This window comes from Arthrobacter sp. Ld5, from assembly GCF_051172775.1.
GTDB lineage: Bacteria > Actinomycetota > Actinomycetes > Actinomycetales > Micrococcaceae > Arthrobacter_D.
In genome coordinates, this window is sequence record NZ_JBPKBO010000005.1 from 106,063 (window position 1) to 124,384 (window position 18,322).

17 protein-coding genes are annotated in these 18,322 nt (G+C 70.5%); 6 read left to right on the top strand and 11 right to left on the bottom strand.

Annotation, left to right across the window (positions count from 1 at the left end):
• Window positions 1-112 precede the first annotated feature (112 nt).
• Window positions 113-1,618: a DUF222 domain-containing protein gene (locus ACSGDB_RS03050; protein WP_434992748.1), complete on the top strand. Its 1,506-nt coding sequence runs from the start codon at window positions 113-115 to the stop codon at window positions 1,616-1,618.
• Window positions 1,619-2,132: 514 nt separating this feature from the next.
• Window positions 2,133-3,386, top strand: coding sequence for a hypothetical protein (locus ACSGDB_RS03055; protein ID WP_434992750.1), 1,254 nt, complete (start codon window positions 2,133-2,135; stop codon window positions 3,384-3,386).
• Window positions 3,387-3,405: 19 nt separating this feature from the next.
• Here ACSGDB_RS03055 and ACSGDB_RS03060 read toward each other — a convergent pair whose 3' ends face one another.
• The 8 genes from ACSGDB_RS03060 to ACSGDB_RS03095 all read right to left on the bottom strand — a co-directional run bounded on the left by ACSGDB_RS03060 (window position 3,406) and on the right by ACSGDB_RS03095 (window position 11,958).
• Window positions 3,406-4,191, bottom strand: a complete 786-nt coding sequence (locus ACSGDB_RS03060; protein ID WP_434992752.1) for a hypothetical protein — start codon at window positions 4,189-4,191, stop codon at window positions 3,406-3,408.
• Between the two features lie 84 nt (window positions 4,192-4,275).
• The gene (locus ACSGDB_RS03065; RefSeq protein ID WP_434992753.1) at window positions 4,276-5,100 is read right to left on the bottom strand and encodes an HpcH/HpaI aldolase/citrate lyase family protein; all 825 of its coding nucleotides are present in this window, start codon (window positions 5,098-5,100) and stop codon (window positions 4,276-4,278) included.
• Window positions 5,097-5,603, bottom strand: coding sequence for a MaoC family dehydratase (locus tag ACSGDB_RS03070; RefSeq protein WP_434992754.1), 507 nt, complete (start codon window positions 5,601-5,603; stop codon window positions 5,097-5,099). The genes ACSGDB_RS03065 and ACSGDB_RS03070 overlap by 4 nt, the downstream gene beginning before the upstream one ends.
• Window positions 5,600-6,250 carry a CoA transferase subunit B gene (locus ACSGDB_RS03075; RefSeq protein WP_434992756.1) on the bottom strand — a complete coding sequence of 217 codons (651 nt, stop codon included), beginning with the start codon at window positions 6,248-6,250 and terminating at the stop codon, window positions 5,600-5,602. The genes ACSGDB_RS03070 and ACSGDB_RS03075 overlap by 4 nt, the downstream gene beginning before the upstream one ends.
• 2 nt (window positions 6,251-6,252) lie before the next feature.
• Window positions 6,253-7,038 (bottom strand): CoA transferase subunit A, encoded by a 786-nt coding sequence (locus ACSGDB_RS03080; protein WP_434992759.1) that lies wholly within the window; start codon window positions 7,036-7,038, stop codon window positions 6,253-6,255.
• Window positions 7,039-7,092: 54 nt separating this feature from the next.
• The gene (locus ACSGDB_RS03085; RefSeq protein WP_434992761.1) at window positions 7,093-8,265 is read right to left on the bottom strand and encodes an acyl-CoA dehydrogenase family protein; all 1,173 of its coding nucleotides are present in this window, start codon (window positions 8,263-8,265) and stop codon (window positions 7,093-7,095) included.
• On the bottom strand, window positions 8,262-10,352 hold the full coding sequence (locus ACSGDB_RS03090; RefSeq protein WP_434992762.1) for an acetyl/propionyl/methylcrotonyl-CoA carboxylase subunit alpha: 2,091 nt from the start codon (window positions 10,350-10,352) through the stop codon (window positions 8,262-8,264). The genes ACSGDB_RS03085 and ACSGDB_RS03090 overlap by 4 nt, the downstream gene beginning before the upstream one ends.
• Before the next feature lie 4 nt (window positions 10,353-10,356).
• Window positions 10,357-11,958: a carboxyl transferase domain-containing protein gene (locus ACSGDB_RS03095; protein WP_434992763.1), complete on the bottom strand. Its 1,602-nt coding sequence runs from the start codon at window positions 11,956-11,958 to the stop codon at window positions 10,357-10,359.
• Window positions 11,959-12,095: 137 nt separating this feature from the next.
• On the opposite strand from ACSGDB_RS03095, the gene ACSGDB_RS03100 reads away from it, so the two are divergent.
• The 3 genes from ACSGDB_RS03100 to ACSGDB_RS03110 all read left to right on the top strand — a co-directional run bounded on the left by ACSGDB_RS03100 (window position 12,096) and on the right by ACSGDB_RS03110 (window position 13,891).
• The gene (locus tag ACSGDB_RS03100) at window positions 12,096-12,707 is read left to right on the top strand and encodes a TetR/AcrR family transcriptional regulator (RefSeq protein WP_434992764.1); all 612 of its coding nucleotides are present in this window, start codon (window positions 12,096-12,098) and stop codon (window positions 12,705-12,707) included.
• A 107-nt stretch (window positions 12,708-12,814) separates the two neighbouring features.
• Window positions 12,815-13,282, top strand: a complete 468-nt coding sequence (locus ACSGDB_RS03105) for a GNAT family N-acetyltransferase (protein ID WP_434992765.1) — start codon at window positions 12,815-12,817, stop codon at window positions 13,280-13,282.
• 69 nt (window positions 13,283-13,351) lie between these two features.
• On the top strand, window positions 13,352-13,891 hold the full coding sequence (locus ACSGDB_RS03110) for an SRPBCC domain-containing protein (RefSeq protein WP_434992766.1): 540 nt from the start codon (window positions 13,352-13,354) through the stop codon (window positions 13,889-13,891).
• A 24-nt stretch (window positions 13,892-13,915) separates the two neighbouring features.
• Here ACSGDB_RS03110 and ACSGDB_RS03115 read toward each other — a convergent pair whose 3' ends face one another.
• From ACSGDB_RS03115 to pdhA, 3 genes are read right to left on the bottom strand one after another with little or no spacing between them, the layout of a single operon-like run.
• Window positions 13,916-15,406: a dihydrolipoamide acetyltransferase family protein gene (locus ACSGDB_RS03115; protein WP_434992767.1), complete on the bottom strand. Its 1,491-nt coding sequence runs from the start codon at window positions 15,404-15,406 to the stop codon at window positions 13,916-13,918.
• Window positions 15,403-16,425, bottom strand: a complete 1,023-nt coding sequence (locus ACSGDB_RS03120; protein WP_434992768.1) for an alpha-ketoacid dehydrogenase subunit beta — start codon at window positions 16,423-16,425, stop codon at window positions 15,403-15,405. The genes ACSGDB_RS03115 and ACSGDB_RS03120 overlap by 4 nt, the downstream gene beginning before the upstream one ends.
• Entirely contained in the window at window positions 16,425-17,615 is a 1,191-nt protein-coding gene (gene pdhA / locus ACSGDB_RS03125) for a pyruvate dehydrogenase (acetyl-transferring) E1 component subunit alpha (protein WP_434992769.1), read from the bottom strand. Before pdhA ends, ACSGDB_RS03120 begins: the two co-directional genes overlap by 1 nt.
• Window positions 17,616-17,802: 187 nt before the next feature.
• Here pdhA and ACSGDB_RS03130 point away from each other — a divergent pair, with 187 nt between their 5' ends.
• Entirely contained in the window at window positions 17,803-18,279 is a 477-nt protein-coding gene (locus ACSGDB_RS03130; RefSeq protein WP_434992770.1) for an Lrp/AsnC family transcriptional regulator, read from the top strand.
• Window positions 18,280-18,322: the final 43 nt, after the last annotated feature.

Sequence of the window (18,322 nt, forward strand, 5' to 3'; positions counted from 1 at the left end):
CGCAGACCGACGGTGCTGATGCGCCGGGCGGCGGTTCCCGACCGACGAGATGAGCCGTTCCCGGCCTTCTCCGGCCGCCTGTTCTGTCAGTGCCGGATGATGGAATAAGACCATGAACGGACCGGCGCTGCTGACCCTCGAGGACGCCTACAGCGAGGCGACCTGGGGCTGGCCTGCGCAGGCATTCGAGGAGATCCTCGGGTCGGACGGGGAGTTCGACGACGACGGGGTCGACGAGCATGCCCGGGCGCGCGTCGAGGATGCATCGCCGTACGGGCTGGTCGGCCGGCTGGAGAGTGCCGGGTCCGGCGCTGTCGATCCTTCCAGTCTCCCGGCCACCCTCGACCTGCTGCGGGCCGCCGACCGGCTGGCGTCCTGGGCCGCCGCGCAGCGGGCCCGACTGGTCGCCCGGGTCCACACGTTCAGCGATCCGGACCACCGCTCCTGGTCGGGGCCGTCCTCCTCGCTTGCGTTCACTGAAACCGTCGCCGAGACCGCAGCGCTGCTCAAGCAGTCCGAAGGCTCCGCCGCCCGCCTCGTCTCGGAGTCCCTGGCCCTGACCGGTCCGCTCACGAACACACTGGCCGCTCTGGAGAAGGGCGAGATCTGCCCGGGGCGGGCGTCGGTCGTCGTGGAGCAGTCCCGGACCCTCCCGGACGAGGCGGTGCCCGCCTTCGAAGCGGAGATCCTGACGATGGCGGGAAGCCTGAACCGTCCGAGGCTCACGGCACGGTGCCGTCGGCTGCGGGAGAGACTCCACCCCGAGACGGTGACAGCCCGCCGGGTCCGGGCAGCGTCCGACCGGTGCGTCGTCTTCGAGCCCGACCACGACGGGATGGCGTGGCTGAGCGCCTATCTGCCGGCGGAGCAGGCACTCGCCGTCCACACGTCGGTGGACGCACTGGCCCGTTCCCTGCGGAGCGGTGACGATCCGCGGACGCTGCCGCAACTGCGGGCCGACGTCCTGGCCGACATGCTGCTCGGCGGCGGGCTCACGGGCGCGGGCCGGGGCGGCACCGGCGTGCCCTTCGCCTCGGGTGCGCGCTCCGTAGCGGCGAAGATCGTGGTGACCGTCCCGGTCTTCTCGCTGATGGGGCTCACCGACGAGCCGGCCGAGCTGGAGGGCTACGGTCCCATCCCTGCCGACGCAGCCCGTCGACTGGCCGCGGACGCCACCTCGTGGCTGCGCCTGCTCACGCATCCGTACACGGGGGCGGTGCTCGGCCTGGACCGGACCCGGTACCGTCCGAGCGAGGACCTGCGGACCTGGGTCCAGCTCCGGGAGAAGACGTGCAGCTTCTACGGCTGTTCCCGCCCGGCGAGTCGCTGCGATCTCGACCACCTGCTGGCCTGGGCCGAGGACGGTTCCACGGGTGCGACCAATCTCTACCCCGTCTGCAGGCGGCACCACATGCTGAAGCACCGGACGGACTGGACCCCGAGCCCGGATCCGGGTGGTGGACTGAGCTGGCGGTCGCCGGGTGACCGGACCTATTCGACGCCGCCCGAACCACCGCCCGCGGACGCGGACTCATCAGCGACAGTGCACGTCCTGCGCGAGCTCGAGACGGCGATGCTTACTAAGCGAATGCCCGCGGCGCAAAGCCCACCCTTCTGATAGTCGCGCGGGCGGCGTCGCCACAGCACATCCGGCGAGCGCAGTCCCGTCCGATCACCTCGGCGCGGACAGGTTGGTGCGGTGCCACAGCACCCTACGAGTGCTACCACAGCCACTCGTATGGCAAGGAGCGGCGGGATGGGATTCGCGCGCCCGGCGATCGGCTCATCAACCTGCGCAGGGCATGCGACACCAGCGCGGTGCGAGACGCACTCCAGCAAGAGAGACTCTCAGCCCGGCACTCGAGAAGGCGCATACGAGGGTCGACCTCGCGAGCCTGCGCCCGCTGAAGTTCAACGAACTTGTTCCGGCGGATGAAGCCGCGAGAGTTGTCGAGGCGAGAATGTCTGTGCCAGCTGTCCGCCCGCGTGACGCGTCCCCGGCATCGGTGTGAGCCACGACGGCATCTGAGTTGCACGGGGCATCTGCCTCATCGTGAGGTCATGATCCGGATAGGATCCTTTCGAGCCCCGGACTCTTTCGGGGTCATTCCATGCCTTTGGGGGACGCAGCAATGGACGACAACATTCAGCTGATCAGCGATGACGACGGACTCGCGATCATCGGGGATGCATCGACCGTCGAACGGTTTCTCGTCGGAGAGGGGTTCTCGTCGAGGGAACTGGGCATACGACAGCTCAAATCGACCGCTTTCGGCGCGGCTGCGGTTGCGCAGGCCGGCTCGGAGGTCTCAGCCAACTCGGGGCGATGGGTGAAATTGACCGAGGAATCCGCGCAGCTGGTCAAGAAGTACGGCCTCATGAAGAACTCGGAGACGGGTCTCAGCATGGGTGTCGTCGTAGCGAAGGGAGAGACCAGCGGGATCAAGGGCATCGTCCAATTCGCGAAGGGGCCGGGATCCCTCATGACCAGTCCGGCCCTGTTGTCCGGAGTGGCCGGAATCATGACGCAGGCAGCCATGCAACAGACCATGGATGACATTACCGACTACCTCGCCACCATCGATGAAAAAGTCGACGACCTGCTCCGCGCCCAGAAGGATACGGTGCTGGCGGACGTGATCGGCGTGGACTTCATCATCGAGGAGGCGATGACCATCCGGGAGCAGGTGGGTCTGGTCTCCGAGACGACATGGTCGAAGGTTCAGGCAAGTTCGGCAACAATTGCCCGCACCCAGGGATACGCCTTGAGACAACTCGACGCCCTCGCGGAGAAGATGGACCGAAAGGCCAAGGTCGGAGACCTTGCCAAGGCGTCGAGAGACGCCGAAGCGACCATCCACGAATGGCTCGCCGTGCTGGCTCGTTGCTTCCAGCTACAGGATGCAATCGCTGTGCTGGAACTCGACCGAGTGCTGGAGGCATCTCCCAGCGAGCTGGACCGGCATCGCGTTGCGCTGCAGGCTGCCCGTCAGAACCGCTTGAACCTCATCGCGCGCAGCACCCAACGACTCCTGAATCGCATAGACGCTGCCGCGGGGTGGGCCAATTCGAAAGTGCTCCTCCACCCTGCTTCATCCCGTGCCGTGATCCACACCAGCAATCAACTTGCTGCGGGAGTCGGAGACTTCCACGAGCGGCTCGGCATAGAAGGAGACCGACAACCTCTGGCTGCTAAGCGGTGGATGGAAGCCGTCGTCGATGTGAAGGACAGGGTCGTCGAGACTGGAGTGGACGGCGTCGGCGCCGCCCGTAGCTTCGGCGATGGGGCTCTGGACCGCGCGAAGTTATCGAAGGACAGACTCTCGAACGGAGTTCGAGCGTTCCGCGAGGCCGTGAAGGATGAGCAGCGCGTCGAGGAGGGCTGAGATCGTCACGTCCCAGATGTCACCAGTTCCACAATTGATCCCTGTACTGGCCGATCAACTGCGATTCAAGCAGAAGTGCCTCTGCGCGCGATGAAACGAGCGTCCAGCGCACTTCCAATCCGAGGTGGTCGATAGCCGATCGCGCTGCCTTCTTCGCTCGCTCAGAGCGCCCCTCGCGTGCCTCGCGGAGTCGTTCCTCCACCCAGACCGGGTCAGCGAGCGCACGATCGAACGCGTGCCCGCCGAGCCCTGAGGCGGCTCCCTGACCGCTGAAGTAGATCGCGAGGCGTCCTCGTACCCCATTGCCCTTCCGCTCCCCCGCCATGCCGATGTACACCGGTCCGCGCTCGGGATCAGCAGCAAGGCGCATCATGTACACGCCGGGGCTTCGTGGGGCGACTGCCATGACGTCCCCGAAGGGTACCCACGCCGACCACTCGAGCGCCCGGTCTCCTGAGCCTGCAGGCGCCTCCACGGTTTCAGTCGTGTTTGGCTCGCTGATCACACTCTGGTCCGGCTGGGGAGGGCGAGTGCTCGGTTGCAGAGGCGCTGCATCTGGAGGCGTAGCGGTTCGGGCGTTGGGCGTCTGCTTGGATACCCGGTTGCCGGCTTCGAGCGCGGTCACGAGTTCTTCGCCGAGGTACCAACTTCCGTTCTTCTGCGGGGGCACCTGAACCGCGCCGTCGGGGCGGTGAGCTCGCAACCAGGAGCGCAATGCCTTGCCCGTCATGCCAAGACGCTCCGCTGCCTGCTCGGCGGTCAGGGCAGTCGCGTGCCATTCGTCGGACCGCTTCACTTCCATCACCAGCTGCTCCTCATCCCGATTACCGGCCATCCGTCGCGCGCTGGACTCCGCTTTCTATAGCGCTTGGGAGTCGAAGCGGGATCTTCAGCTCCCCGACGCCCGCCCCAGGACACTGCGGGCATGCCGGAGGATCGGCTCGTCCACCATGCGCCCCTCGAAGGTGAAGACCCCGCGCTCGGTCTCGGCCGCCGCAAGGAGCGCACGCGCCCACTCGACGTCGGCCTCGGCGGGCGCAAAGGCTGCCCGGACCGGCGCGACCTGGCCGGGATGGATACAGGCCTTCGCCGCGAATCCCGAGGCGACGGCGTCGTCGGCCTCCGCCGCGAGGCCGTCGAGGTCGGCGATGTCCACGTACACGGCGTCGACGGCGAGCCGGTCGGCGGCACCGGCGGCGAGCAGCACCTGCGAGCGCGCCTGGAGGGCCACCGCACGGTATGCGCCGTCGGCCCGCCGGCTCGAGGTGCCGCCGAGCGAGGCCACGAGGTCCTCGGCACCCCACATCAGCGCGGCGACCCCGTCGGCGCGGGCGATCTCCACGGCGTTCACGACGCCGCGCGCGGTCTCGCAGAGCGCGATGATCTCGACGTCTCCGAGGGCCGCCCGGACGGCGGCGACGTCGTCGGGCGTCTCCGTCTTGGCGAGCATGACGGTGCGGTAGGACGTACGGCGGACGGCGGCGACGTCGAGGGCGAAGTCGGGTGTCCCCACCGGGTTGACGCGCACCACGGTGTGCTCCGGATCGAGCGTGGACGCGGCGAGCGCCTCCCGCGCCGCCTCCTTCGCCGCCGGCGCGACGGCGTCCTCGAGGTCGAGGATCACGGTGTCGGAGCGGTCTGCTGCCTTGGCATACCGTTCAGGACGGTCCGCGGGGCAGAACAGCAGCGCGGGTCCGATGCCGATGCCGCTCATCCCTGCGCGTCCTGACGCGCCGTCGAGAACCACATGAGGACGCTGCGGGTAGCGGTCGCCACGATGTCGCCGTGCTGGTTGCGTCCGGTGTGGGCCATCGAGACGATGCCCTGCCCGGGCCGGGACGACGACGGGCGCACACCGGTGATCTCGGTCTCCGTGTACAGGGTGTCGCCGTGGAAGAGCGGCTTCGGGAACGCGACGTCGGTGAGGCCGAGCTGGGCCACGATGGTGCCCTGCGTCAGCTGGGAGACGGACTGCCCCACGAGCGTCGCCAGGGTCAGCATCGAGTTCACGAGGCGCTGCCCGAACGGCTGGCCCGCCGACCACGCCGCGTCCAGGTGCAGCGCCTGCGTGTTCATGGTGAGCGTGGTGAACAGGACGTTGTCCGCCTCGGTGAGCGTGCGGCCCGGCCGGTGCGCGTACACGGCCCCGACCTCGAGCTCGTCGACGTAGCGGCCGCGCTGCTCGATCACCGTGCGATCGGACGAGGATTCGCTCACGCCGCGTCTCCCCCGAGCTCCAGGCGCAGCGGTGCACCGGTCGCCGCGACGACGTCGTCGGCGCTGACGCCGGGGGCCGTCTCGCGCAGCACGAGGCCGTCGGGTTCGACGTCGATGACCGCGAGGTCCGTGATGATCCGGTCCACGCAGCCCTTGCCGGTGAGCGGGAGGGAGCAGGACTCCACGATCTTCGGCCGCCCGGCACGGTCCACGTGCTCCATCATGACGATCACGCGCTTGGCCCCGAACACGAGGTCCATGGCGCCGCCCATGCCCTTGACCATCTTGCCGGGCACCATCCAGTTCGCGAGGTCGCCGTTCCGCGCCACCTCCATGGCCCCGAGCACCGCGACGTCGACGTGCCCCCCGCGGATCATGCCGAAGGAGGACGCCGAGTCGAAGAACGCGGCCCCCGCGTTGGCGGTCACGGTCTCCTTCCCGGCGTTGATGAGGTCGGGGTCGACGGCGTCCTCCGCCGGGTACGGACCGACGCCCAGGATGCCGTTCTCCGAGTGCAGCACCACCTCGACGCCGTCGGGGATGTAGTTGGGGATCAGGGTGGGCATGCCGATGCCCAGGTTGACGTACTGGCCGTTCTCGAGCTCCTGGGCCACCCGGGCGGCGAGTTCGTTGCGTGTCAGTGCCATGGTCAGGCTCCTTCGGAGGCGGAGGACGAGGCGGGTGCGGCCAGCGAGACGGTCCGCTTCTCGACGCGCTTCTCGGGATTCGGGGCGACGACGACGCGCTGGACGAAGATGCCGGGTGTGTGGACCTGCCCGGGGTCGAGCTCCCCGGGTTCCACGAGTTCCTCGACCTCCGCGATGGTGATGCGGCCGGCCTGGGCGCACAGCGGGTTGAAGTTCATGGCGGTCGCGTGGAAGACGAGGTTGCCGTGGCGGTCCCCCTTCCAGGCGTGCACGAGCGCGTAGTCCGGGCGCACGGACTCCTCGAGCACGTAGTCGACGCCGTCGAAGGACCGCACCTCCTTGGGCTTCGAGGCGACCGCGACGTTGCCTGAAGCGTCGTAGCGCTGCGGCAGGCCGCCCTCGCTGACCTGGGTACCGACGCCCGCGGTCGTGTAGAACGCCGGGATGCCCGCACCCCCGGCGCGCAGCTTCTCGGCGAGGGTGCCCTGCGGCGTGAGCTCCACCTCGAGCTCGCCGGCGAGGTACTGGCGGGCGAACTCCTTGTTCTCCCCCACGTAGGAGCTGATGGTCCGGCGGATGCGGTGGTCGGCCAGCAGGATGCCGAGTCCCCAGTCGTCCACCCCGCAGTTGTTGCTCACCGTCTCGAGCTCCGCGGTCCCCTGGGCGTGCAGGGCGTCGATCAGGGTCGCCGGGATGCCGCAGAGGCCGAACCCGCCGACCGCGAGCGATGCGCCGTCGGGAATGTCCGCCACGGCCTCCGCCGCGCTGCCAACCACCTTGTTGATCACTGCTTCTCCTTCGTGTCGCCGCTGCCTGCTGGATGGGGCTACGGCCGGATGGTCCTAGAGGCCGAGTTCCCTCGCGATGAGCATGAGCTGGACCTCCGTGGTCCCCTCGCCGATCTCGAGGATCTTCGAATCACGGTAGTGCCTGGACACGACGAACTCGTTGATGAACCCGTAGCCGCCGAAGATCTGTGTCGCGTCGCGGGCGTTGTCCATGGCGGCCTCGCCGGCCACGAGCTTCGCGATCGACGCCTGCGTCTTGAACGGCTTGCCGGCGAGCATGCGGGAGGCGGCGTCGTAGTAGGCGAGGCGCGCGGTGTGGGCGCGGACCTGCATGCGGGCGATCTTGAACTGGATGGACTGGTAGGCGCCGATGGTGTTGCCGAACGCCCGGCGCTCCCCGGCGTACCGGATGGACTGCTCCACGCAGCCCTGGGCTGCGCCGGTGGCGAGCGCCGCGATGGCGATGCGGCCCTCGTCGAGGATCTGCAGAAAGTTGGCGTAGCCGCGGCCGCGGGTACCGAGCAGGTTCGCCTCGGGGACGCGGACGTCCTTCAGCGTGAGCGGGTGTGTGTCGGAGGCGTTCCAGCCCACCTTATTGTAGGCCTTCTCCGCCGTGAACCCGGGCGTGTCCGTGGGCACGAGAATGGTGGAGATCTCCTTCTTCACCGTGCCGTCGGGCCGCTCGGAGGTGCCGGTCACGGCGGTGACGGTCACGAGGGAGGTGATGTCGGTGCCGGAGTTGGTGATGAACTCCTTGGTCCCGTTGACCACCCACTCGGGGCCGTCCGCCCCGTCCTCGAGCTTCGCGGTGGTCTTGGTGCCGGAGGCGTCCGACCCGGCCTCGGACTCCGTGAGCCCGAACCCGCCCAGGGCGGAGCCCGAGGCGAGGGACGGGAGCCACTGCTGCTTCTGCTCCTCGGTGCCGAACCGGTAGACGGGCATGGCGCCGAGGGAGACACCGGCCTCGAGCGTGATGGCGACCGACTGGTCCACGCGGGCCAGCTGCTCGAGGGCCAGGCACAGGGCGAAGTAGTCGCCGCCCATGCCCCCGTACTCCTCGGGGAACGGGAGCCCGAACAGACCCATGTCGCCCATCTGCTTGACGACCTCGTACGGGAAGCTGTGCTCGGCGTCGTGCTTGGCGGAGACCGGGGCCACCACCTCGTCGGCGAACTCGCGGACGGTGTCCACGAGGCTCTGGTATTCCTCGCTCAGTTCGAAGTTCATGCTGCGTTCCCTTCCGTGGAACCGGATGCGGTGCTGGAGGTTGAGGTCGCGGCCTCGATGGTCGCGACGATCTGCTGGGCCTTCACGAGGTCCCCGGGCTTGAGGGACAGGCGGACGACGCCGGACAGGCCGGCGGTGAGCTGGTGTTCCATCTTCATGGCCTCGACCGCGACGAGGACGTCGCCGGCCTCGACCAGGGCGCCGTCGACGACGGCGACGGACACGACCGTCCCGGGCATCGGGGTGCGGACCAGGGGGTCGGCGGCACCCTCCTCCCGCAGGATGCGGGAGCGGGCGGCGTCGACGAGTTCGCGGCGCCCGGGCCGGCGGATCCGCGAGGACCAGCCGGCGTCACCGATCCAGACGGTGTCCCCGTCGACCGCGTACGGGTGGTGCGACCGGAGTCCGTCGAGGGTCGCGCCCGGCACCCCCGGCTCGACCGTGACGGCCACCGCGACGCCGTCGACCGTCGCCGTCCATCCCGCGCCGTCGCGCAGCAGGGAGACGGTCGCCGTCCCGCCGTCGTACTCGAGCGGGACGGTGCGCGGTCGCGCCGGGCCGAGACGGAAGCCGTCCCCGCGGCTCCAGGGGGACCGGCCGGTCAGCCCGTGCGGGGCCTCCGCCTGGACGAGGAGGACGGCGGCGAGCGCCAGGTCCTGCGCGGTGACGGTCCGGAAGGCGAGCCCGGGGAGCTTCCGCTCGATCAGGGTGGTGTCGAGGCGCCCGGCCCGGACGTCGTCGTCCCCGATCAGCAGGCGCAGGTACTCGAGGTTGGTGTCCACGCCGAGCACCACGGTGCCGGCGAGCGCGGCGTCGAGGCGGTCGAGCGCCTGGGCGCGGTCGGTCCCCCACGCGATCACCTTGGCGAGCATGGGATCGTACGACGACGAGACGGTCCCGCCGGGCAGCAGCGAGCTGTCCACGCGGATGCCGTCGCCCGCCGGTTCGGCGAGCGCCAGAATGCTGCCGGTGGACGGCAGGAAGCCCGCCTCCGGGTTCTCGGCGTACACGCGGGCCTCGACCGCGTGGCCGGTGAGGACGACGTCGTCCTGGGCGAGCGGCAGCTGCTCCCCCGCGGCGACGCGGATCTGCCATTCCACGAGGTCCACGCCGGTGACGAGCTCCGTGACCGGGTGCTCGACCTGCAGGCGCGTGTTCATCTCCATGAAGAAGAACTCGTCCGGCGCGGCATCGGAGACGAGGAACTCGACCGTCCCGGCGCCCGTGTAATCAACGCTGCGGGCGGCGTTGCACGCGGCCTCCCCGATGCGCCGGCGCGTGGCCTCGTCGAGCAGGGCCGACGGGGCCTCCTCGATCACCTTCTGGTGCCGGCGCTGCAGCGAGCACTCGCGCTCGCCGAGGTGGATCACGGTGCCGTGGGTGTCGGCGAGGACCTGCACCTCGATGTGGCGGGGCCGCTCGATGAGGCGCTCGAGGAACAGGGTGTCGTCGCCGAAGGCGCGGGCGGCGACGCGGCGGGCGGTCGCCAGGACCCCGGGCAGGTCCTCCGCGCGGTGCACGGCGTGCATCCCCTTGCCGCCGCCGCCCGCGGAGGGCTTGATGAGCAGGGGGAAGCCGACGTCGGCGGCCGCACGCACGAGGTCCTCGTCGGTCAGGCCCGGCTCGGCGATGCCCGGGACCACGGGCACCCCGAAGCCGGCCACGTGGTTCTTGGACCGGATCTTGTCCCCCATGACGTCGAGGGAGTGGACGCTCGGGCCGATGAAGACGATCCCCGCCTCCTGCAGTGCGTCGGCGAAGGCCGCGTTCTCGCTGAGGAACCCGTACCCGGGGTGCACCGCACCCGCCCCGGTGCGACGGCAGGCGTCGACGACGGCGGGGATGGAGAGGTAGCTCTCCGACGGCGCCGCGGCACCGATCCGGACGGCGACGTCGGCGTCGAGGACGTGCCGGGCGCCGGCGTCGGCATCGCTGTACACGGCGACCGAGCGCAGGCCGAGGGCGCGGACGGAGCGGATGACGCGGCTGGCGATCTCCCCGCGGTTGGCCACGAGGACGGTGTCGAAGGGCCAGTCGGCCGTCGGGGTGGGGCCGGTCGTCGGGCGCGGGGTCGGGCTGGGAGTCATCTGGTCACATCCGGAAGAGGCCGAAGGAGGTATCGGGCAGGGGCGCGTTGGCGCAGACGTCGAGGGCGAGGCCGAGGACGGTCCGGGTGTCGGCCGGATCGATCACGCCGTCGTCCCAGAGCCGCGCCGTCGAGTAGTAGGGGTTGCCCTGCGCCTCGTACTGGTCGCGGATGGGGGCGCGGAACGCTTCCTCGTCCTCGAGCGCCCACTCCTCACCGCGGGCCTCGAGCTGGTCGCGGCGGACCGTGGCGAGCACGGACGACGCCTGGTTGCCGCCCATGACGGAGATGCGACTCGCGGGCCACATCCACAGGAACCGCGGCGAGAAGGCCCTGCCGCACATCGAGTAGTTGCCGGCGCCGAAGGAGCCGCCGACGACGACGGTCAGCTTCGGCACCCGCGCGGTGGCGACCGCGGTGACCATCTTCGCGCCGTTCTTCGCGATGCCGCCGGCCTCGTAGTCCTTGCCGACCATGAAGCCCGAGAGGTTCTGCAGGAAGACCAGGGGCACGCCGCGCTGGTCGCAGAGTTCGATGAAGTGGGCGCCCTTGAGCGCCGACTCGCCGAAGAGGACGCCGTTGTTGGCGACGATGCCCACGCGGTGGCCGTGGATGGTGGCGAAGCCGGTGACGAGCGTGGTGCCGTATTCGCGCTTGAACTCGTGGAAGAGCGACCCGTCGACGATGCGCGCGATGATCTCGCGGGCGTCGTAGGAGGCGTTGACGTCCGTCGGCACGGCCCCGTAGAGCTCGTCCTCCGCGACGGCGGGCCCGGGGACCTGCACCTCCGGCGCGGTCGTGGCGGGCGGCAGGGTGGCGATGATGTCGCGGACGATCTCGAGGGCGTGCTGGTCGTTGTCGGCCAGGTGGTCCGTGACGCCGGAGATCCGGGAGTGCACCTCGCCGCCGCCGAGCTCCTCCGCGGTCACCACCTCGCCGATCGCGGCCTTCACGAGCGGCGGTCCGCCCAGGAAGATGGTGCCCTGGTTCCGGACGATGACGGTCTCGTCGCTCATGGCGGGGACGTAGGCGCCGCCGGCGGTGCAGCTGCCCAGCACCGCGGCGATCTGCGGGATCTTGCGCGCCGACATGGTGGCCTGGTTGTAGAAGATGCGCCCGAAGTGGTTGCGGTCCGGGAACACGTCGTCCTGGCGGGGAAGGAACGCTCCCCCGGAGTCCACGAGGTAGACGCACGGCAGGTTGTTCTCGAGGGCGATCTCCTGCGCGCGGAGGTGCTTCTTCACGGTCATGGGGTAGTAGGTGCCTCCCTTGACGGTGGCGTCGTTCGAGATCACGAGGACGTGGCGCCCGTGCACCAGGCCGATCCCGGCGATCACGCCGGCGCCGGGGCACTCGTCGTCGTACATGCCGTTGGCCGCCAGCGGGGCGATCTCGAGGAAGGGGCTGCCGTCGTCGAGGAGCTGGTCGATGCGCTCGCGCGGCAGGAGCTTGCCGCGTGCGACGTGCCGTTCCCGCGACCGTTCGGGCCCGCCGAGGGCGGCGGTGGCGAGGCGTGCGCGGAGGTCCTCCACCAGCGCGGTCTGGGCGGCGTGGTTCGCGGTGAACGCCGGTGAGAGCGGGTCCACCTTCGACGTCAGGGTCTCCATCGACTACTTCCTCGAGCACTGTTCAGTTAGCACGCGCTAACTCGTTTCAGGTTAGTGGTCATTAACCGGGAAGTCCATCAGAATGAGGGAACTGTTCTTTCCCGGGCAGGACCACCCCCAGACGACGAGGACCCCGCATGGAGGCATCGCCCATCCAGGAGCGCGTGACCGGCCGGAGCATCGCCAAGGCCACGCGGCGTGCCGCGCTGCTGGCGGCCGCCGCCCAGCTGTTCGCGGAGCGGGGCTACAACGGTGTGTCCATCGAGGATCTCGGCGCCGCGGCCGGCGTGAGCGGCCCCGCCGTCTACCGGCACTTCGCCGGCAAGCCCGCCGTGCTCTCCGCCCTGCTCACGGGGGTCAGCGAGGACCTGCTCGACGGCGGACGGGAGGTCGCCGCCGCGGCGGGGTCCCCGGAGGAGGCCCTGAAGGGCCTCATCGCGTTCCAGGTGGAGTTCGCCGTGAGCCATGCCGACGTCATCCGCGTCCAGGACCGCGACCTCGGCGCACTGGCGACCGACGACCAGCGCGCCGTGCGGTCCCTGCAGCGCCACTACGTCCAGGTCTGGGTGGACGAGTTCGCCGCCTATCGGCCGGACACCGACCCGTCGCTGCTGCGGCGCAAGGTGCACGCCGTGTTCGGACTGATCAACTCGACCCCGCACACCACCCACCGTCCCAGTTCCGCGCGCGACCTCGCCGTGTTCCGGGACCTCCTGGAGCAGATGGCGTGGGCGGCCCTGACGGTGTGAGGCGGGCGCCCGGTCCGGCCCGCCGGCCGGCGCGCCTAGTACGCTGAACCACGAGAAGCCCCCGCCGCGCCGACCGCCCGGCCAGTCCACCGATTGAAGGTACCGCCGTGATCACGCTCCGTCCCGTTGAAGCCACCGACCTCGACGAGTTCTTCTCGCACCAGCTGGACCCGAGCGCCAACCACATGGCCGCCTTCGGGGCCAAGAACCCGTCCGACCGCGGGGTGTTCGACCACCACTGGCAGGACATCCTCAACGACAGCCGGATCACGGTGCGGACCATCCTCTCCGACGGCGAGGTCGTGGGCAGCATCCTCGCCTACCGCGACGACGAGACGCCCGAGATCAGCTACTGGATCGACCGGTCCCGCTGGGGGCAGGGCATCACCACCGCCGCCGTCGGCCAGTTCCTCGACGAGGTGACGCAGCGGCCCATCCGCGCCCGCGCGGTCGCCGACAACGTGAACTCCATCCGCATCCTCGAACGCTGGGGGTTCCGGCAGGTCGGCGAGACGCAGGGCTTCGCCCCGGCCCGCGGCGCCGTGGTCCGGGAGCTCATCCTCGAACTGCCCTAGCGGTTCCCCACCGCAGGAACGTAGCATCCCTGAACCGCAGAGCCGGAGCATTCGTCGGGAGGACACCGTATGGACACCACCCCGCTGGGCCGCCGCGAGACGCGCGACGGAACGGGACAGCTCGTCTTCACCCGCTCGTTCGCCGCCCCGATCGGCGAGGTCTGGGCCGCCTGCACCGACCCGGAGCGGATGCAGGGCTGGATCGGCACGTGGACCGGGGACCCGGCCTCCGGCGAGGTCGTCTTCCGGATGACCGCCGAGGGCGACGACGCGCCGGAGGAGGTCTACCTCGTGGAGGTGTGCGAGGCGCCGCACCGCCTCGGAGTGCGCAGCCGGGACGCCGCCCCCTTCTCGGCCGACGGATCGGGTCCGCGCGTCGCCTGGCAGCACACCCTGCAGCTCACCGACGCCGGCGGGTCGACGGTGCTGGAGTTCACCCAGGCCGTCCCGGCCGGGCCGGTCGGCGTGGCCATGGCCTCAAGCGTGGGACCGGGCTGGGACTACTACCTCGACCGCCTCGCCGCCATGATCGGCGGCACCGACCCGGACCGGATCCTGTGGGAGCCCTACCTCGGGCGCTCCGACGGCTACGGCGCCCTCTACTCCTGACGCCGCCGCGGACGGTCCCGCACCTCAGACCATCGTCAGGACCATCGCCGGGTTCCGGAGGATGGTGCCGACGTCCGCCAGGAAGCGCGACCCCTGCTCGCCGTCCACCAGGCGGTGGTCGAAGGACAGGCTGAGCGTCATCACGGACCGCAGGGCGATCTCCCCCCGGTACTCCCAGGGCATGCTGCGGACGGCGCCCATCGCGAGGATCGCCGCCTCCCCCGGGTTCAGGATCGGCGTGCCGGCGTCGATGCCGAAGACCCCGATGTTGGTGATGGAGACCGTGCCGCCCGTGAGGTGGGCCGGAGGCGTCCTGCCCGCCCGGGCGGTCTCGGTCAGTGCGCCCAGCGCCTGCGCGAGTTCCTTCAGCGTCAGTGCCTGCGCGGCCTTGATGTTCGGCACGAGGAGGCCCCGCGGCGTGGCCGCCGCGATCCCCAGATTCACGTCCGCGTACTGCACGATCTCCTGCGCCGGCTCGTCCCAGGACGAGTTGATGCTCGGAGTGCGCGCGATCGCGATGCACACCGCCTTCGCCACGATGGCCAGCGGCGTCACCCGGGTGCCCTCGAAGGCGCGACCCGCCTTCAGCTCCGCGAGCAGCTCCATGGTCGGGGTGACGTCGATGGTCAGGAACTCGGTCGCGTGCGGGGCGGTGAAGGCACTGGCCACCATGGCGGCGGCCGTGTGCTTGCGGACGCCGCGGATCGGGGTGCGCGTCTCCCCCGCACCGGAGCGGACCGCCGGCGGCAGGGGGTCCGGCCGGGCCGACGGGACCGCTGCCGCGGCAGCGGGCATCGGCGCTCCGGCGAGCGCGGCCAGCACGTCGGCGCGCGTGATGAGCGCCCCGGGACCGGTGCCCGTCAGGTTGTCGAGGGTGATGCCGAGGTCCCGTGCCAGCTTGCGCACGGGCGGCGTCGATCGCGGCCGTTCGCGGTGCTGTGCCGGCGCGACGGACTGCGGTGCGCCGGAGGGCTGCGACGTGGCGGACTGCGGTGCGGCGGAGGGCTGCGGTGCGGCGGAGGGCTGCGGTGCGGCGGAGGGCTGCGGTGCGGCGGACTGCGGTGCGGCTGCCACCGCGAGGGTGCGGCTGCGCCGCTGCGGGCGTCCGCCCTTCTCGACCGCGGCGCCGTAGCCCACCAGGTTCGGCTCGCGCCGCGCGGGCGCCGGCTCCTCGGCGGCGGGATGCTCGGTCGCCGGCCCGTGGTGTGCCGACGGCGGGGCCGGGACAGCGGCGTCGGGCGCGGAGGAGTCGGTGACCTCGAACGAGACGATCGGCGCCCCGACGTCGACGACGGTCCCCGCGGCCTCGTGCAGGCGTACCACCACGCCCGCATAGGGCGAGGGCAGCTCGACGACGGCCTTCGCGGTCTCGACGTCGGCGATGATCTGGTTGAGTACGACGGTGTCACCCTCGGCGACGTGCCACTGGACGATCTCCGATTCCGTCAGCCCCTCCCCGAGGTCGGGCAGGCGGAATTCCCGGACGGTGGTCGCAGGCCTGGTGGGCGCGGTCACTGGGCAGCCCCCTCGGTCTCGAGGCCGCTGAGGGAGTTCGGGCGGCGCAGGGCGCGGTCCACTCCGTCGAGGATGCGGTCGAGGTCCGGAAGGTGGTGGAACTCGAGTTTCGAGTAGGGGTACGGGATGTCGAAGCCCGTGACGCGCACCGGCGCGTGCTCCAGGTGGTCGAAACAGCGCTCCGTGATGCTCGCGGCGATCTCGGCGCCGAGGCCGCCGGACTGCGCCGCCTCGTGTGTCACGACCAGCCGGCCCGTCTTCCGCACCGACGCCTCGACCGTGGCGAAGTCGATGGGGGCGAGCGAGCGCAGGTCGATCACCTCGATGGAGATGCCGTCGTCGGACGCCGCGACGGCGGCGTCGCGCGCGGTCGGCACCAGCGGTCCGTAGGTCACGAGCGTGACGTCGGAACCCTCGGTCACCACGCGCGCGGCCCCCATGTCCGACGACGCCGGATCCACGCCCTCCTCCACCTCCCCCTTGACGTGGTAGCGCCGCTTGGGCTCGAAGTAGAGGACGGGATCGTCGCAGGCGATGGCCTGCTGGATCATCGTGTACGCGTCCTGCGGGTTGGAGACGCTGACCACGCGCAGCCCGGAGGTGTGCGTGAAGTAGGCCTCCGGGGACTCGGAGTGGTGCTCCGGCGACCCGATACCGCCGCCGAAGGGTACGCGGATGGTGATCGGCATCTTCACGGCGCCCTGCGTGCGATAGTGCAGCTTGGCCACCTGGCACACGATCTGGTCGAACGCCGGATAGATGAAGCCGTCGAACTGGATCTCGACGACCGGCCGGTAGCCGCGGTAGGCCATGCCGACGGCCGTGCCCATGATGCCGGCCTCGGCGAGCGGGCTGTCCATGACGCGGTGCGGGCCGAAGTCCTTCTGCAGTCCGTCCGTGATGCGGAAGACGCCCCCGAGCTTGCCGATGTCCTCGCCCATGAGGATGACCCTGGGGTCGTCGTCCATGGCGCGGCGCAGACCGGCGGTGATTGCGCGGCCGAAGGTCATGGTGGACATCAGCGGGGTCCTTCCTGGGGTGCCTGCGCGAAGGAGGCGAGGTAACGCTCGTAGTGGTCCTGCTGGCGGTCGAGCCAGGAGTTCGGCGTGCTGTACACGTGCTTGAACACGTCCGACGGCGCGGGTTCGGGCATCGACAGGCAGCCCTCCCGCAGTGCGGCGGCCACGGCGTCGGCCGTGGCCTTCACGGAATCCGTGTAGTCGGCCTCCAGCAGGCCGAGGGAGTCGAGCAGGGTGGCCAGGCGGGCCAGCGGGTCGCGTGCCACCCAGTCCTCGAGCTCGTTGGCGTCCCGGTAGCGGGTGGGATCGTCCGCCGTGGTGTGCGGGCCCATGCGGTACGTGACGGCCTCGATGAACGTGGGACCGCCGCCGGAGCGGGCCCGCGCCAGGGCCTCCCGGGTCACGGCGAGGCAGGCGAGGACGTCGTTGCCGTCCACGCGCACCGACGGGATGCCGAAGCCCGGCGCCCGACGGGCGATGGGCACGTGGGCCTGCAGCCCCACGGGCTCGGAGATGGCCCAGTGGTTGTTCTGGCAGAAGAAGACGACGGGCGCCTGGTAACTGGCGGCGAAGACCATGGCCTCGTTGACGTCGCCCTGGCTCGTGGCGCCGTCGCCGAAGTAGGCGACGGCCACGGCATCGGCGCCGTCGTTGATGATGCCCATCGCGTACCCGGTGGCATGGAGGGTCTGCGCCCCGATGATCACCTGCGGGGTGGCCATGTTGACCGTGTAGGGGTCCCAGCCCGAGGACGCATTGCCCCGCCAGACCCGCAGGATGTCCGAGAGGTCCACGCCACGGCAGTAGGCGACGGCGTTCTCGCGGTAGCTGGAGAACACGAAGTCGTCGGACCGCAGGGCGCGGCCGGATCCGATCTGCGCAGCTTCCTGGCCCAGCAGCGGCGGCCAGAGGGCGAGTTCGCCCTGCCGCTGGAGCGCGGTGGCCTCGGCGTCGATGCGCCGCACCACCACCATGTCCTCGTAGAGCTTCTGCAGCGCCGGGCCGTCGACGTCGGCCACGAGACCGTCGTAGTGCGCGTGCGGGTGGCGGACGCCGGAGGCGTCGACGAGCTGCACGAGGTCGTCCGCTCCGGCGCGGGCGGGGCTTGGGAGCACCGTTCCGGTCGCGGGTGCGGCGTCGTCGATCCCGCCGGTGGATCCCGGTCCCGGCCGGGTGCCGTCCTGAGCCATTGCACGCAACCTTCGCATTCGCAGGGGGTCCCTCCGCCGGCGATCCGCCTGGCCGGAAGGGCTCCGGGCGCCGTTGCCCGGAGTGGTTGTGACCCTACTCACACCGGACAGGCGGCACAACTGTATCGCCGTCGACTGAGCAAAGTGCCCTGTCCGGGGGGCGACAGCCGTGTTAGCGTTGCGCACTATGCACCCCCTCGACCTCACCGACACCCGCCTGCTCCAAGCCCTGGCGAAGGACCCGCGACGCACCGTCGTCGCCCTCGCCCAGAAGCTCGGCCTCTCCCGGAACACGGTCCAGGCGAGGATGGCGCAGCTCGAGAAGAAGGGGGTCTTCCTCTCCTTCGAACGGCGCATCAGCACAGCGGCCCTCGGGTACCCCCTGACCGCGTTCATCCACGTCCATGTGCAGCAGCAGAAGCTCGCGGCCATCACCCGCAGCATCGCCGCGGTGCCCGAGGTCATCGAGGCCTTCGGCCTGAGCGGGCAGGCCGACATCCTGGTCCGCGTGGTCGCCGTCGACGCCGAGGACCTCTTCCGGATCAACGGCAAGATCCTCGGCGTCGACGGCGTGGAACGCTGCGACACCTCCCTGGCCATGGGCGAGCTCGTCCCGTTCCGGGTCGAGCCGCTGCTGGCCCGCGGGCCACGCCCGGCGTCCTGACCTCCGTCCCGGGACGGACGGGTCCCCGCCCGGAACGGACGAG